The sequence below is a fragment of the Gemmatimonadaceae bacterium genome (genome assembly GCA_035533755.1).
GTDB lineage: Bacteria > Gemmatimonadota > Gemmatimonadetes > Gemmatimonadales > Gemmatimonadaceae > JAGWRI01.
On sequence record DATLTC010000054.1, the window covers coordinates 1 to 14,893 of the forward strand.

Annotated in this window: 12 protein-coding genes; 5 read left to right on the top strand and 7 right to left on the bottom strand. The window is 69.8% G+C overall.

What is annotated here, in order from left to right:
• The 4 genes from VNE60_07910 to VNE60_07925 form a co-directional block, all read right to left on the bottom strand.
• Window positions 1-375: hypothetical protein (locus VNE60_07910; protein ID HVB31427.1), on the bottom strand; the 375-nt coding region annotated here is incomplete at its 3' end.
• 50 nt (window positions 376-425) lie between these two features.
• A complete protein-coding gene (locus VNE60_07915) occupies window positions 426-932 on the bottom strand; it encodes a YMGG-like glycine zipper-containing protein (GenBank protein ID HVB31428.1) in 507 nt (168 codons plus the stop codon).
• A gap of 473 nt (window positions 933-1,405) precedes the next feature.
• The gene (locus tag VNE60_07920) at window positions 1,406-2,044 is read right to left on the bottom strand and encodes a response regulator transcription factor (GenBank protein HVB31429.1); all 639 of its coding nucleotides are present in this window, start codon (window positions 2,042-2,044) and stop codon (window positions 1,406-1,408) included.
• A 217-nt stretch (window positions 2,045-2,261) separates the two neighbouring features.
• Complete coding sequence (locus tag VNE60_07925; GenBank protein ID HVB31430.1) at window positions 2,262-2,642, bottom strand: hypothetical protein; 381 nt, start codon at window positions 2,640-2,642, stop codon at window positions 2,262-2,264.
• Window positions 2,643-3,013: 371 nt separating this feature from the next.
• Between VNE60_07925 and VNE60_07930 the strand changes: the two genes are divergently transcribed.
• Window positions 3,014-4,183 carry an ATP-binding protein gene (locus tag VNE60_07930; protein HVB31431.1) on the top strand — a complete coding sequence of 390 codons (1,170 nt, stop codon included), beginning with the start codon at window positions 3,014-3,016 and terminating at the stop codon, window positions 4,181-4,183.
• Between the two features lie 29 nt (window positions 4,184-4,212).
• Window positions 4,213-4,644 (top strand): response regulator, encoded by a 432-nt coding sequence (locus tag VNE60_07935; GenBank protein HVB31432.1) that lies wholly within the window; start codon window positions 4,213-4,215, stop codon window positions 4,642-4,644.
• 9 nt (window positions 4,645-4,653) lie between these two features.
• On the opposite strand, the gene VNE60_07940 is transcribed toward VNE60_07935, so the two are convergent.
• Window positions 4,654-5,907, bottom strand: a complete 1,254-nt coding sequence (locus tag VNE60_07940; GenBank protein HVB31433.1) for an amidohydrolase family protein — start codon at window positions 5,905-5,907, stop codon at window positions 4,654-4,656.
• 94 nt (window positions 5,908-6,001) lie between these two features.
• Complete coding sequence (locus VNE60_07945) at window positions 6,002-8,155, bottom strand: TonB-dependent receptor (protein HVB31434.1); 2,154 nt, start codon at window positions 8,153-8,155, stop codon at window positions 6,002-6,004.
• A 377-nt stretch (window positions 8,156-8,532) separates the two neighbouring features.
• On the opposite strand from VNE60_07945, the gene VNE60_07950 reads away from it, so the two are divergent.
• From VNE60_07950 to VNE60_07960, 3 genes are read left to right on the top strand one after another with little or no spacing between them, the layout of a single operon-like run.
• Window positions 8,533-10,671, top strand: a complete 2,139-nt coding sequence (locus VNE60_07950) for a response regulator (GenBank protein HVB31435.1) — start codon at window positions 8,533-8,535, stop codon at window positions 10,669-10,671.
• Entirely contained in the window at window positions 10,671-11,048 is a 378-nt protein-coding gene (locus tag VNE60_07955) for a response regulator (GenBank protein HVB31436.1), read from the top strand. Before VNE60_07950 ends, VNE60_07955 begins: the two co-directional genes overlap by 1 nt.
• A 41-nt stretch (window positions 11,049-11,089) precedes the next feature.
• On the top strand, window positions 11,090-12,166 hold the full coding sequence (locus VNE60_07960) for a response regulator (protein HVB31437.1): 1,077 nt from the start codon (window positions 11,090-11,092) through the stop codon (window positions 12,164-12,166).
• 28 nt (window positions 12,167-12,194) lie between these two features.
• On the opposite strand, the gene VNE60_07965 is transcribed toward VNE60_07960, so the two are convergent.
• Window positions 12,195-14,879, bottom strand: a complete 2,685-nt coding sequence (locus tag VNE60_07965; protein ID HVB31438.1) for a protein kinase — start codon at window positions 14,877-14,879, stop codon at window positions 12,195-12,197.
• Window positions 14,880-14,893: the final 14 nt, after the last annotated feature.

Below are 14,893 nucleotides of genomic sequence, written 5' to 3' on the forward strand. Positions count from 1 at the left end.
GGTCGCGGTGGCCGACAGGCTGCCGCTCGTGGCTTTGATCGTATTCGTATAGGTGCCCGCCAAGGCGGCCGCCGTGAACAGGCCCGAGCTGCTGATCGTGCCGCCGCCGGCCACCACGGTCCAGGTGGGCGTGATCCCGACGTTGACGCCGGAGAAGTCGGTGCCGAGCGCCGTGAACTGCTGCGTGCCGTTGACCGCCAGCACCTGCGGGTTCGGCGTCACCGTCATCGACGCCAACGTCCCGGGATTGCTGACCCCGTGCACGTCGCACGCCGCCGTGAACAGCCCGGCGACGGCGAGCACCGCGACGACCCGCGCGAGGCGCGCCCGCGGTGCCAGCGCTTGTACGAAGCGACTCTTGATGAAGTGTTTCATGAACTCCTCCTGACCTGATGCATGTGAACGCGAACGGACGCGGACGCGCCCTAGTTCGCGGAGATCTTCAACGACTGCGTGAGTGTGATCGTGATCGGCGTGCCGGGCGTGACGATGACGTCGCGGTCGGCCAGGGTCGCGGCGCGCGCCCCGCCGGCTACGGCGCCGATGGCCCCGCCGATTATCGTGCTCTTCTCATTCTTCCCAATGACCTGGCCGATGACGGCCCCGGCCGCGGTGCCCACGGCCACGTTCCCCACGGCGCTCTTGGTGACGCCGCGGCCCTTCAGGGTATGGGGCACCGACCCGACCGTCGCCGACGGCTCATAGGTCGTCCCGCCCACGGTCAACGAACTCACGTCGAGCGCGATCATGCCGTCGGCTTCGCCCGAGTTCTTGGCCGGTCCCAGCTTCGCGATCGTGAGCACGATCGCCGATCCGCCGGGAATCACCACATGACCGCCATCGTCCATGACGTCGCGGCTGACGATCGCATTCACGTGTTCACCCACGCTGTTGGTGCGTGAGGAGATGGCGTCCTGGATGGTCGCCGCCACGGCAGTGCCAACGGACAGCGTGCGCGCGGAGGGCGCCGACGAGGCAGCGGAGGACTGAGCGTCGCTTGCTGCTCCGGCCTTGGCGGCAAGACTCTTGGGCCCGCTGCCCGCGCATGCGAGGAGGCCGAACGTGAGCAGTCCGGCAGCTAGAGTGTTTTTCATTGGTCCTCGGCACGGCGGCCGTGAAGAGAGGGGATCGCCGGCTCGCCACCGACACCGGCGGGCCCGTCTCGGCCGCGACGACGGACGTCGATGGGGAGATGCAGTGACGTTAGTGCACGCCATTTCCCCCACGTATCGCCTGATGAGGTGAAAGAGGAGGTACTCCTTTTGGGGGGGCAGGAACCACCTGCCGGCCGGGCGACGCGAGGGCCCGGGGCCAGCCCGCGGCGCGGCGCGCGTCACGCGGGATGCGAACTAACTAGTGGACTGACTGTTGGCGTGGCGTGGACACGCCGGGGACGGCGGCGACGCTAGTCGTCCTGATCGTGCGCGTAGGCGGCGATCTGCAGGCGGGTGTGCAGCGCCAACTTGTCCATGACGTTGCGCACGTGGCTCTTCACGGTGTGCGTGGCGATGTTCAGCCGCTGGGCGATTTCCTTGTTGCTCATCCCGACCGCGATCAGCGCGATCACCTCGCGTTCCCGCTGCGTCATGCGCACGGCTTCGAGCGCTACGGCCCCGCCGCGCTGGACGGCCGCCTGCGCGATCTGGGAGAACAGGGTCCCCGTCATCCGGGGCGGCAACACGCGCGCCCCGTCGGCCACGGATCGGATGGTCCCGATGAAATCCTCGAACGTGGCATCCTTGAGAATGAACCCGGCCACGCCGGCGTTCACGAACTGCGCGATCTCCTCGTGCACCGGGAGCAGATCCATCACGATCACCCGCGCGTCGGCCATCTCGTTCTTTGCCGACTCGGCCAGGCGCAGGCTGTTCTTGTCCTGCAAGCCCACATCCAACAGGATGACCCGGGGATTCGCCTCCTTCAGCTTCGCCGTCTCGAGGCTGGTCGCGGCGAGCACGACCTTCACGTCGGGCAGCTCGTTGAGCATCTCCGTCATGCCTTCGCGAACGAGGCGGTTGTCCTCGATGATGGCGACGGTGATCATGCCGAGCCCACCGGCAACCTTGCGGCGGCGACCGGAGTCCCCCGGCGCCGTCCCGCGATCCGAAGCGGCTGATTGCTCATGATCGCAATCTGCGGTGTCTCACGTCAAAACGCCAGCGGCCACGCTCCGCGCTCGGTTCATGCGGCGCCGCCGTCCGTGCGCGCCGAGTCGCCGGCAGGCAGAGCCTGCCGGCGACACCGCACGCCGGGACGACGGGCTACTGCAGATAGCGGAACAGCCCCACGAGCCCGATGATGCCGCTGCCGAGCATCACGATCGTTCCCGAGCGCCCGCCGATGACCGCACCGACGATCAGTCCGGCGCCGCCGACCACCATCAGCGCCATGTTCTGCGAGTTCTCACCCTCTGACGAGACGGCCAGCGCGTTCGGCACGGCCGGCGCGGCATTGGTCCGGAATCCGACCGCAGCCGTCTGGAGCATCGGCCCCACGACCGGAGCCGGCGTCACCGCCGGAGCGGACACGGCCGTCGGCGCGGTGCCCAGGCTCGTGGAGTCGAACGACACCTGCTGCGCGGCGAGAGGGGCGGCCACGAACAGGGCGGCGGCCAGCATGAAGAAACGGGAATGGGCAAACATGTGAGATCGCTCCGGGATTCGAGGACGTGACCATCGCGTGAACCGCATCGCGCGGCGCGCGACGAATGGCGCGCGCCGCCGCATTGCATGAGGCTCCTGATCAGTAACAACGGGCCGCGGCACGAGCCATCGCACGAAGGAGGTAATGCCTCGCCGCAGCGGCGAAATCCTCCGCGCGCCTATCGAACACCCATCTGATGTGCTACCCTGCACGTCATGGATGACCGGTTGTCCGATGCAGCGACCGGCCAGTGCGAGTTGCATCTGCACGAGACGCCGCGGACTTCGATAGCGCGCCGATCCGACGCCGGCACCCGGCCGGTGGCTCGGCGAGCCTCTCAGCCCGCGGTCGCTCGGACCGGGGAAGTGCCGTGGGACGCCGCACCGAGGTGGAGCCGATGCTGCCGCAAGGCGATGCGACCGCAGACGTATACACTGCCCTCGGGCTGCTCGCGGACATCGTCGACACCGTGCGCGAACCCCTGCTGGTGCTCGACGCCGAATTCCGCGTCACCCACGCCAACCGCTCGTTCTTCCGCACGTTCCGGGTGACGCCCGAAGACACCATCGGCCAGATCATCTTCTCGCTCGGCAACGGCCAGTGGGACATCGCTCCGCTCCATACCCTGTTGCACCACCAACTGCCCCTGCAGGCCCAGTTGGACGATTTCGACGTCGAGCACGTGTTCCCCGGCATCGGCCGCAAGGTGATGCTGTTGAACGCCCGCCTGATCTCGTCCAGAGAGCACCTGCCGCGGATGATCCTGCTCGCCATCGAGGACGTCACCGAGCGCCGCCACGCCGAACAACAGCTCGGCGCCCAGCGCCGGGAACTCCAGCGCTCGAACACCGCGCTCCGGGCATTCGCCTCGGTCGCGTCGCACGATCTCCAGGAGCCGCTGCGCAAGATCCTCGCGTTCGGCGAGCGGCTGAGCGCCGCGGCGGGGCCGGTGCTCGACGGCGACGCTCGCGGGTATCTGGACCGGATGACCGACGCCGCGGCGCGGATGCGGAATCTCATCACCGACCTGCTGGCCTACGCGCAGGTGACGACCAGGGCGCAGCCGTTCGTGCGCGTGGACCTTGGCGCGCTGGCGCGGGAGGTGATCGCCGATCTGGAAACGTCCATCGCCGAGGCCGGGGGACGGGTGGAGGTGGGCGACCTGCCCACCATCGACGCCGACCCCCTGCAGATGCGACAGCTGCTGCAGAACCTGCTCGGCAATGCGCTCAAGTACCGCCGGCCCGATCAGCCGCTCGTCGTGCGCGTCCAGTCGCAGCCGCTCGATGCGCGGCAGTGCGCGCTCACGGTCAGCGACAATGGCATCGGATTCGACGACCAATACGCGGAACGCATTTTCGGAATGTTCGAACGGCTCCACAACCGGAAGGATTACGAAGGTTCCGGCATCGGCCTTGCCATCTGCCGAAGCATCGCCGAGCACCACGGTGGAACGATCACCGCGATCAGCACCCCCGGGCAGGGTTCTACGTTCACGGTCTCCCTGCCCGTCACGCAATTCACATCGGCGGACATGTGACCACGCTCGAGGGAAACTCCATTCCCGTCATGATTCTCATCTGTGACGACGACGAGGACGACCGCCTGCTCACCAGGCAGGCGCTCGAAGAAGCGCATCTGTCGAACGACGTCCGCTACGTCGAGGACGGGGTGCAGTTGATGAATTACCTCCACCGCCGGGCCGAGTACGCCGGCGAGAACGGCAAGGCCCCGCGGCCGGGATTGATCCTGCTCGACCTCAACATGCCGAAGAAGGACGGCCGGGAGTGCCTCCGGGAGATCAAATCCGACGAGAACCTCCGCGACATCCCGATCGTGGTGCTCACCACTTCGCGTCAGGATGAGGACATCGCCAACAGCTACCAACTCGGCGTGAATTCCTACATCGCGAAGCCGGTCACGTTCACCGGGCTCGTGGATGCGCTCAAGGTGCTGGGCCGCTACTGGTTCGAGCTCGTCGAGTTGCCGCCGCTCCGGTAGGGCGGCCGGCTACGCGGCTGCCCGCGTATCCTTCACCACCCGCCCGCCCTGCACCACCAGAACGACCGCCTCCGGCGTGAGCGCGTGGATGTTGGCCAGCGGATCGATCGCCGTCACCGTCACGTCGGCCAGCTTGCCGGCGGCGAGCGTCCCCACCCGGTCCTGCCAGCCCAGGCACTCCGCGGCCACCCGCGTCGTCGCCACCAGCGCCTCCATGGGCGACATGCCTGCGTGGTCGCACATGAGCCCCAGTTCACGCAGGTTGGTGCCGTGCGGCATCACCCCGGCGTCGGTTCCCATGGCGATCTTCACGCCCGCCTGGTGCGCGCGGCGGATGCTGTCGCGATGCGCCTGCAGCACCTCCTTCGACTTGCGCAACGCCCACTCGGAGATCGTCCCCGCCTGCTCGGCCTGCTCGATCACCGCCTGCGGCGCCAGCAGCGTGGGCACGAGGAAGGTGCCCCGCTCGAGCATCATCTCGATGGCCTCGTCGTCCAGATAGATGCCGTGCTCGATGGAGTGGATTCCGGCCCGCACCGCGTTCTTGATCCCCTCGGCGCCCTGCGCATGCGCCATCACCTTCACGCCGCGGCGGTACGCCCCCTCCTGCACCATGACGTCCAGTTCCTGGGGCGAGAACTGCGTGAACTCCGGATGGTCGGTGGGGCTGAGCACGCCGCCCGTGGCGCACACCTTGATCACGTCGGCGCCGGCGCGAAGCACCTCGCGCACCTTCTTGCGCACCCCATCCACCCCGTCGCAGATGCCGCTGGGCAATCCCGGGTGGGGCGCGAACAGTCCCAGCTCCTGGCCCGATGGCAGCCAGAAATCCAGGTGGCCGCCGGTGATCGAGAGCGGGACGATGCTGATCTGCATGCGCGGGCCGTCGATCAGCCCCAACTCCAGAGCGCGCTTGAGGCCCAGGTCGGCGCCGCCGGCGTCGCGCACGGTGGTGATGCCGGCATCGAGCGTGCGGCGCAGGTAGCCCAGCGTCAGATAGAAGTTGAGCGAGAAGGGCGTCGTGGCCGCCTTGATCATCCCCTCCAACTGCACGGTGGCATGGACGTGGGCATCGATGAGCCCGGGCAGGATGGTGCCGCCGCCGGCGTCGATCTCCGTGAGCGCGCCGTCGGGGCGCCGCAGGGTGTCGAGCCGTCCCACCGCTTCGATGCGGTCGTCCTTGAGAAGCACGGCGCCGTCGGGTACGGCGGCAGCTCCCGTGCCGTCGATGAGCGTGCCGTTGCGGATGAGCGTGTAGGTCATGGATCGGAGGCGTGGAGGCGGGATCGAGGCGGGAGCGCGCGCGGCGCAGCGGATTCTACGCCGGATACGGACGACACGCGAGTCCCCTCCGCCCTCAGAAATGGTATCGCACGCCGGCGTTGAACTGCCGGCCGTTCAGCGGCCCCCACGCGTCCACCGACCACTGTCCGCCCTCGCCCACCGTGGGCCGCATGAGCGGCTCGAAGCTGGTCTGCCGCACGTTGGTCAGGTTCTCGGCGTTCACGAACAGCGTGGCGCGGCCCACGCGCTGCGCCGCCAGAATACCGAGCGTGGTATACGGCGCCGACAGGGCGCGATAGGGATCGTCCTGCAGCGCCTGCCGGCCCGTATAGAAGATCTCGGCCGCCAGGTACGCTCCCGAATCGTCGTCCTCGAGCGCGGCGTCGATCCCCGCCTCCTCGCGCGGCACGTACGGCGCCTCGCGCAGCCGCCCGGTGGCCGGCGAGATCTCGCGGCTCCGCGTGGCGGCATAGTACGCCGTCACCACGTACGGCTCCTCATTGTAGACCGCGAACAGCTCCGCGCCGTGCGTGCGCAGATCGCCGGCCGCATTCACCAGATCCACGAGTCCGGTGCTGTCGCCAGCCACGGGCCGGAGGCCCACCGGATGCTGCACGGCATCGGCGAACAGCGTGCCGTTCACCTGCAGCGGCCCACGTGACGCGGTGATGTCGAGCGAGGTCGAGCGGGCCCGCTCGGCCTCGAGGGGCTGCGGCTGGCGCACGTGCGTGAGCCCGATGGCCGCGGTCTGATCGTTGAGCGGCGACGGCGCCGACCAGCCGCCGCCCACCGACGCCCGCACGCTCACCGCGCCGAGCGGACGCCACAACAGCGACACGCGCGGCGTACAGATGGTGCCGTACACGCTCGAGGCGTCGCAGCGACCGTCGAGGGTGGACGCGATCCACGCCGTGGGCGAGTACGTGTGCTGCACGAAGATGCCGGGGGTGGACGTCGCCCGGTTGGCCCACGTCACGTCGCGGTTGGTGTAACGGTCGCCCTGCCACGCGGCGCCCACGATCAGCACCTGCCGGCTCCACACGGCCGTCCCCGACAGCTCGCCGAACGTGGACCCCTCGCGCTCGCGCTCCAGCGTGCCGCTCACGATGCGGCGGCGGTGTTGCACGTTGGCCGAAGCGCGCAGGGCAAGCGAGACCGCGCTGGAGATCCGCATCGTCCCCGTGGCGCCGACGTCGGCATGATCGGTGGAAAGGCTGTCGAACCCGAGCCGGCCGGGGAGCACCGTGCGGCCGGGGAGGGCGCCGCCGGCGCGACGCTCGGTGAGGACGCCCGCCGTCACCATGAGCGAGCGGCCGGCGCTGTCATCGTAGAAGAGCCGCGGGCGCACCTCGGCGCGGCGCAGCCCCGTGACGTCGGACCAGCCATCGCGATCCGGATCCACGGCGCGCTGCTGGTGCAGCCCGCCGAGCACCGTGAGGCCCACGTGGGGCGCGAGCTGCCGCGCGTCGAAGCCGAGCAGATCCGTTCCGCCCTGCGACGTACCGTTCACCACCACCTGCGACGTATCGGGCGGGCGGCGCGATACCAGGTCCACCACGCCGCCCAGCGCAGCCGGCCCATAGAGCGACGACGCGGCTCCCTTGATCACCTCCGCCTGCCGCAGGTCGAGCGGCGGCTGTTCCACCAACCCGAAGCCGCCGGCCTGCGTGCCGAAGAGCGGAAGTCCGTCGTTGAGCACGAGCGTGTAGCGGCCCGGGAGTCCCTCGAGCCGGATGTTGGTGGCGCCGAGCGAGGGCGAGGTGGTGCGCATGCGCACGCCGCTCAATTCGTCGAGCAGCGAACTGAGATCAGCGGGCCGCATCTCGTTCTTCTCGCTGATGTCGTCGCCGCCCAACACCTCCACCCGCAGCGGCTCGTCCTCGATGCGGCGATCGGCCCGCGTGCTGGTGACGATCACCGGCGTCACGGCCTGGGCGGCAGCCTGCAGGCGGACGACGACCAACGTGTCGACCCCTGGACGGAGCATCAGGTGCAGGGTGTCGGGCGTGAACCCGAGCTTCGTCACCGTGATCCGCGCCGCGCCCGCGGGGAGGTGCAGCGTGGCGCTGCCGCTGGAATCCGTCCGCGCCGTGGCGCCACCGCCCGTGGCGGTGGCCGCCGCGATCGGCCCGCCGTCTCCGCGGGCGAGCACGTGCACCGTTGCTTGTGGCCGTTGGGCGAACGCGCGCGGCGCGACCGCCCCCAGAATTCCGATGATGCCCGCCATCGCGTACCGAGCCTTCAACCCGCCCCCCAGCCACGTTCCTCATCCGCCGCGACGGCCGCGGCAATAGCTGCGGGAGAAAGGTAGACGGGCCACCTATCAGCACGATGACAGGCGCAGGTCCTCAGTGCTTTCTTTGCGGCGCGCCGGCCGGGGCAAGGCGGGTCGAGAAGGCGCGCCGCGCCGGCGCCCGGGGGGGCGTATAGTTGTTTTCATATATCTGTCGCCGCGTCCAATAATTTGACAGCGTCCAGAAATTATACTGTTGCCACTAATGGGCATGCTAATCTATTGTATCGCCATACGCCGACGCGCCGGCCCTCCCCCCTGGCCACCGGCATCTGGCATCGTTGGTCCGCAACGCCGCGAACCCGACACCTGTGACGCGATCCCACCACAAGAAGCTTTCCGACCCGGACCATCGCGTCCTGTTCGAGTCCGCTCCCGGCCTGTATCTGGTGCTCGCGCCGGACCTCACGATCGTCGCCGCCACCGACGCGTACCTGCGCGCCACGATGACTACCCGCGACCACATCCTGGGCCGCGGGCTGTTCGACGTTTTTCCCGACAATCCGGGCGACCCCGCGGCATCGGGCACGCGCAATCTCCGAGCCTCGCTCGACCATGTGCGGTCCAGTCTCGTGCCCGACACGATGCCGGTGCAGAAGTACGACATCCGCCGCCCGGAGTCCGAGGGCGGCGGATTCGAGGAGCGGTTCTGGAGCCCCGTGAATACCCCGGTGCTCGGCTCCGACGGCACGCTGGCGTACATCATCCATCGCGTCGAGGATGTCACGGAGTTCGTCCGCCTCCGGCAGCGCGAGAGCGAGAACCGGCTCGTCACCGACGAACTCCGCACGCGCGCCGAGCGCACGCAAGCGGAGGTGTACCTGCGCGCGCAGGAGGTGGCCGCGGCCAGCCGGCAACTCAAGGAAACCGAGCAGGGCCTGCTCCGCGCCAAGGAGGTCGCCGAGCGCGCCAATCGCGCCAAGTCGATCTTCCTCGCCAAGATGAGCCACGAGTTGCGCACGCCCCTCAACTCGATCATCGGCTTTTCCGAAGTGCTCCACGACGAGACCTTCGGCGCGCTCAACGAAAAGCAGCGGCGCTACGTGAGCAACGTGCTGAGCAGCGGCCGCCAGCTCCTGGCGCTGATCAACGACATCCTCGACCTCTCCAAGGTCGAGGCTGGCCGCATGGAGCTGCTGCCCAGCGAATTCTCGATCGCCGGCGCGCTGGCCGACGTGCGCGCGATCGTCACCGCGCTCGCCGACCGCAAGACGCTCGTCCTGGACGTGGACCTGGACGACGGGCTCCCGCGGATCGTGGCCGACCAGGGCAAGTTCAAGCAGGTCATGTTCAACCTGCTCAGCAACGCGATCAAGTTCACGCCCGCCACCGGTCGCGTGGCCGTGACCGCGCGCCGGGCCCTGCACGCCGCCGGGCACCCCCGCGACGATCTGGTGGAGATCGCGGTGTCGGACACCGGCATCGGGATCCGCCCCGAGGACCAGGAGCGGATCTTTTTCGAGTTCGAGCAGATCGACTCCGACTACGCGCGCGAGCAGGAGGGCACGGGACTGGGGCTGGCGCTGTCGCGCCGACTCGTGGAGTTGCACGGCGGAAGTCTGTGGGTGGAGAGCCAACTCGGGGCCGGCAGCACGTTCCGGTTCACGCTCCCCGTGGTGCCGGCGGCGCCGGCAGCCGCGCCGCCGGCGCCGGTCGAGGCGGACGACGGCGGGGACGCGGAACCCGCCGGGGCCGGTCCGCTCGTGCTCGTCGTGGAGGATGACGCCAAGTCGGGCGAGCTCCTCTCGCACTACCTGAGCAGCGTCGGCTATCGGGTGGCGCGCGCCGCCAACGGCGTGCAGGCGCTGGCGCAGGCGCGCGCGCTCCGGCCCGACGCGATCACGCTCGACATTCTCCTGCCCGACCGCCACGGGCATGAAGTGCTGGCGCTGCTCAAGGCGCAGCCGGAGACGCGTGAGATTCCCGTGGTCGTGGTCTCGATCACCGAGAACCGTGAGTTGGGGTTGAGCCTCGGCGCGGCGGACTGGCTGGTGAAGCCGGCGCGGCGCGAGGACTTCATCGCCGCCATGCAACGCGCCGCGAAGGGCGCGGCGGACCGGCCCGGCGCCCCCGCCGCCACCGTGCTCGTGATCGACGACGAGGTCACGGTCCTCGAGTTCCTCACCGACGTGCTGAGCCACCAGGGGTTCCGGGTGATCGCGGCGCGCGGCGGGCGCGAAGGGCTGGCGCGCGCCGCCGATTCCTCCCCCGACGTGGTGGTCCTCGATCTCATGATGCCCGACGTCTCCGGGTTCGACGTGGTGCGGGAGATCCGCGCCGGCGCCGAGGGGCGCAACGTCCCGATCGTGGTGTTCACCGTGAAGGATCTCACGGCCCGCGAGCGCGCCGAGCTCGCGACGGTTCACGGCGTCGTGCAGAAGGGGCGCGGCCGCGAGGCGCTGCTCCACGCGCTGCGGAGCATCGCGCGTCCGGACGCCGCGGGGGCGTGATGGCGACGATCCTCGTGGTGGAAGACAATCGCCTCAACATGGAGCTGGTCACCGACCTGCTCGAGGCGGCGGGACACGTCGTGCGTCCGGCGACGACCGCCGAGGAGGGGCTCGCGATGGCGCGCGCCGAGCAGCCCGACCTCATCCTGATGGACATCCGTCTGCCCGGCATGCCGGGCTCGATGGCCGTGCGCGTACTCAAGGACGACCTGCGCACCGAGCGCATTCCGACCATCGCCCTCACGGCCCAGGCCATGAAGGGCGACGACGAGTCGGCGCTGGAAGTCGGGTTCGACGGATATCTATCCAAGCCGATCGACACGCGCCAATTCCCGGCGGAAGTGGAGCGCTTCCTGAACCTTCGGGGGCGCGTCTGACGGTCCCGCCTTCCGCGCACGACGCGCCGCTCACCGGCCGCGTGCTGGTCGTGGACGACCACGCCGGAAACCGCCTGCTCCTGCGCGATCTGCTCGACGCGCAGGGGCACACCGTGGTCGAGGCCACGGACGGCGCCGCGGCGCTCCAGCACGTGAGCGACCAGCTACCGGACGTGATCCTGCTCGACGTCCAGATGCCGGGGATGGATGGGTTCGAGGTCTGCCGACGGCTCAAGTCGTCGCCGGCGTCCGCCGCCATTCCGGTGCTGCTGGTCACGGCGCTCAGCGCGCGCGAGGACCGACTGGAGGGCATCCGCGCCGGCGCCAACGACTTCGTGACCAAGCCCGTGGACACAGCCGATCTCGTGCTCCGCGTGCGGAACGCCATGCAGACGCGCCATCTCCACGCGCGCGTCGAGGCGCAGTACCGGAACCTGGGCGAGATGGAACGGCTGCGCGACAGTCTGGTGCACATGGTGGCGCACGATCTCCGCTCGCCGCTGGCCGGCGTGCATGCCATTCTCGAGATGCTGCAGATGGATGCCGAACTGCTGCCTCCGGACAGCGCGGCGTTCCTGAGCGATGCGCTGCGCCTCACGCGCCGCGCCGCCGACATGATCGGCGATCTGCTGGACGTGAGCCGCCTCGAGGCCGGCCGCCTCCCGGTGGAGCACGAGCGCGTGGACCTCGGCGCCCTCACCGCCGAGGCCGTGCGCGGGATGTATGCCGGATCGGTGCGCATGCTGTGCGTGCCGCCGCCGTCGCCCGTCGTGATCCAGGGCGACGGCAAACTGCTGGCCCGCGTGGTGACCAACCTGCTCGACAACGCGGTGAAGTTCACGCCCAAGGGCGGCACCGTGCGCGTGGCCGTGACCGAAGACGACCGCGGCTGCACCGTGACCGTGACCGACGAGGGGCCCGGCGTGCCGCCGGACGCGCGCGCGGCGATCTTCGACAAGTTCGCGCAGGTGCCCGGCGTGTTGCAGCCGCGGCGATCGAGCGGCCTGGGGCTCACGTTCTGCAAGCTCGTGATCGACGCGCACCATGGCACGATCGGCGTCGACAGCGCCGCCGGCGGCGGCAGCGCATTCTGGTTCGTGTTGCCGGGGCCGGCCTGATCGGGGCCGCCGCGCGCGGCGGGCGCGGTCAGTGGGTCGTCGAATCCGCGCGAAGCCCGCGGCGCGCTTCCGCCCACCAGTTGTGGACGACGACCAGACGGGGATTGTCGCCCTTGAGCACGAGCAGGGTCTTGCCGTCGGGCGACACGTCGTAATTGGCGTGGGGCGAGACGGCCGGCAGATAGTCGTCGTCCATGAACGTCGTGCGCGACGTCACCCGGAAAGGCCGGGTTGCCGCGATCGCGGCCGCCACGAAGCGGCCGTTGCTCCGATAGAACAGGCGCCGGCCGTCGCGCGCCCACACCGGCTCCGTCCCGCCGGTGCTCGAGATCTGGATCCGCGGGCCCGGTCCGGGAAAGGGCTGCACCACGACCTGCGCGGTGCCCGACTCGTCGGTCACGAACGCCACCCAGTGCCCGTCGGGCGAGACGCGAGCCATGAACTCCTGGAACCGCGTGCCGGCGATCGACCTGAGCGTCGTGTCGCCGCTCAGCATCCGGTATCCGACGTCGCCGCCCGTCGTATCCACCTGGAACACGATGGCGCGCGCGTCGGGCGTCATGACCGCCTCGTAATAGGCGGCCGTGGGACTGGCCAGGAGCACGGTGGCCGGCGCGCTCTCATCGATCGGCTGCCACCAGATGGCGGAGCGCGCTCCGCGGTCGGAGCGATACATCACCCGCGTACCGTCGGCCGACCACTCCGGCCGTTCGTTGACCGAGCCGCCGCTGGAGAGACGCCGCAGGCCGCGAGTAGCAAAATCATATATCCAGATGTCGCTCGTCGCGCCGGACGTGATCGACAGCGCCAGCCGCTTGCCGTCGGGCGAGTATCGCGGAAACCCGTAGCCCCGGACTTCCGGGAGCACCGGCGTCTCGCCGTCGGCGTTGGCGAGCACCACTTGGGATTTCGCGCCCCCGGTGGCATAGACGAGCGTTCCGGCGTTCGAGAGCGCGGCCTGGGCGCCGGCGCGATTCCCGGTCGCCACGTCGCCCACCGCCGGCACCGCCGGGCCCGTCGCGGAGCCCGAGGCGACATCGAACGGCGCCACGACCAGACTTCCCGTGGTGTTGGCATAAACCAACGAACCATCCATGGCGCCGAGCACGCTCGTGGCCGGCACGTCGAGCCGGCGCGCCCGGCCGGTAGAGAGCGTCAGCATCCCGACCCGCACGGCTTCGAGCCCTCCGGAGCCCCAACTGGAGTACGCCACGTGATCGCCATCCGCGATCGCCGTCGGGAAGTACTGGCCCTCCTCGCCTCCCGCGGTGTCGAGCGCCGCGACTGCCGGCTTCGCGCCGCCCGCGGCGGGGAACGAGACCAGGTGTCCGGTGATGCTGACGACGATCGTGCCGTCGCGAGTCCAGGTGCCCCCGACCATGTTGGCGATTTCGGCGATGGGCTGCGGGGCACCACCGCGCACATTCACCTTCAACAGCCGCCCCGCCACCCAGAACGCGATCCACTGTCCGTCCGGCGAGAAGAACGGCTGGACCCCGCCTTCCGTGCCCGGGATCGGGGAGGCCGCCAATTCGTCCAACCGGCGGATGTACAGCCGCGCGACGCCGTCGGCGCCGATTCCCGAAATGACGATCGTGGAACCGTCCGGCGAGATCGCGACCCCCATCCCCCCACTCGTTCCCACGGCGCTGCGAATCATCGGCGTGACGCCTTGGGGCAGATCCACCGCGAACCGTTCCACCGTCGCCTCCGGCGCGCGGCGCGCAGCGATCCACATCCGGGCGGCGAACGCAACGGCCGCGATGGCGATCACGACGCTGCCGAGCACGAGCGGATGGCGGAGCGAGGCACGCCATCCACTGGGCGAGCCCGCATGGCCTGCGCCGCGCCCGGCTGCGCCGAGCGACGCCGCCGGCGCGGCCGGCGCGGCGAGCGCATCCGCGAATGCCTGCGCCGTGGGGAACCGGTCGGCGGGCAGCTTCTCCAGCGCCCTGTGCACGGCATACGCCACCGGCTCGGGCGTGCTCTTGCGCAGCATCGTCACGGGCTCGGGCTCGGCGCTCATCACCTTGGCCACCACCGCCTGCACGGTGGACCCCGTGAACGGCGGATCGCCGGTGAGCATCTCGTACAGCACGGCGCCCAGCGCGTAGACGTCGCTTCGGGCGTCGATCTGCTTCTCGCCCATCGCCTGCTCGGGGCTCATGTACTGCGGCGTGCCCAGGCTGAGCCCCGTCTGGGTCATCCGCGCGCCGGCCGCGCTCTGGATCGCCAGCGCGATGCCGAAGTCGGCGACGGTCGCGCGGCCGTCGTGCAACAGGATGTTCTCGGGCTTGACGTCGCGGTGGATCACGCCGTGGCGGTGCGCGTAGTCGAGCGCGCTGGCCACCTCGCAGGTGATGCGCACCGCGTCGGCGATGGGGAGCGGCTTCTCGCGATCCAGCCGGTCGCGCAGCGACTCGCCCTCGACGTACGGCATCACGTAGAACAGCAGGCCGTCCGCCTCGCCCGAATCGTGCAGGGGGAGGATGTGCGGATGCTGCAGATTGGCCGTGGTCTTGATATCGCTCAGGAAGCGCTGGGCGCCCAGCGCGGCCGCGAGATCCGGATGAAGCACCTTGATCGCGACCTTGCGGTCGTGCTTGAGGTCCTCGGCGAGGTACACCGTGGCCATGCCGCCGGCGCCGAGTTCGCGCTCGATGCGGTAGCGGTCGTGCAACGCGTTACGAAGGCTGGCTGCGACGTCGCTCAAGGCGCGCTCCGTGT

Coding starts and splice junctions, on each gene's coding strand:
- VNE60_07920 (HVB31429.1), bottom strand. CDS start 2,044: ATGATCACCGTCGCCATCATCGAGGACAACCGCCTCGTTCGCGAAGGC.
- VNE60_07925 (HVB31430.1), bottom strand. CDS start 2,642: ATGTTTGCCCATTCCCGTTTCTTCATGCTGGCCGCCGCCCTGTTCGTG.
- VNE60_07935 (HVB31432.1), top strand. CDS start 4,213: ATGATTCTCATCTGTGACGACGACGAGGACGACCGCCTGCTCACCAGG.
- VNE60_07940 (HVB31433.1), bottom strand. CDS start 5,907: ATGACCTACACGCTCATCCGCAACGGCACGCTCATCGACGGCACGGGA.
- VNE60_07945 (HVB31434.1), bottom strand. CDS start 8,155: ATGGCGGGCATCATCGGAATTCTGGGGGCGGTCGCGCCGCGCGCGTTC.
- VNE60_07955 (HVB31436.1), top strand. CDS start 10,671: ATGGCGACGATCCTCGTGGTGGAAGACAATCGCCTCAACATGGAGCTG.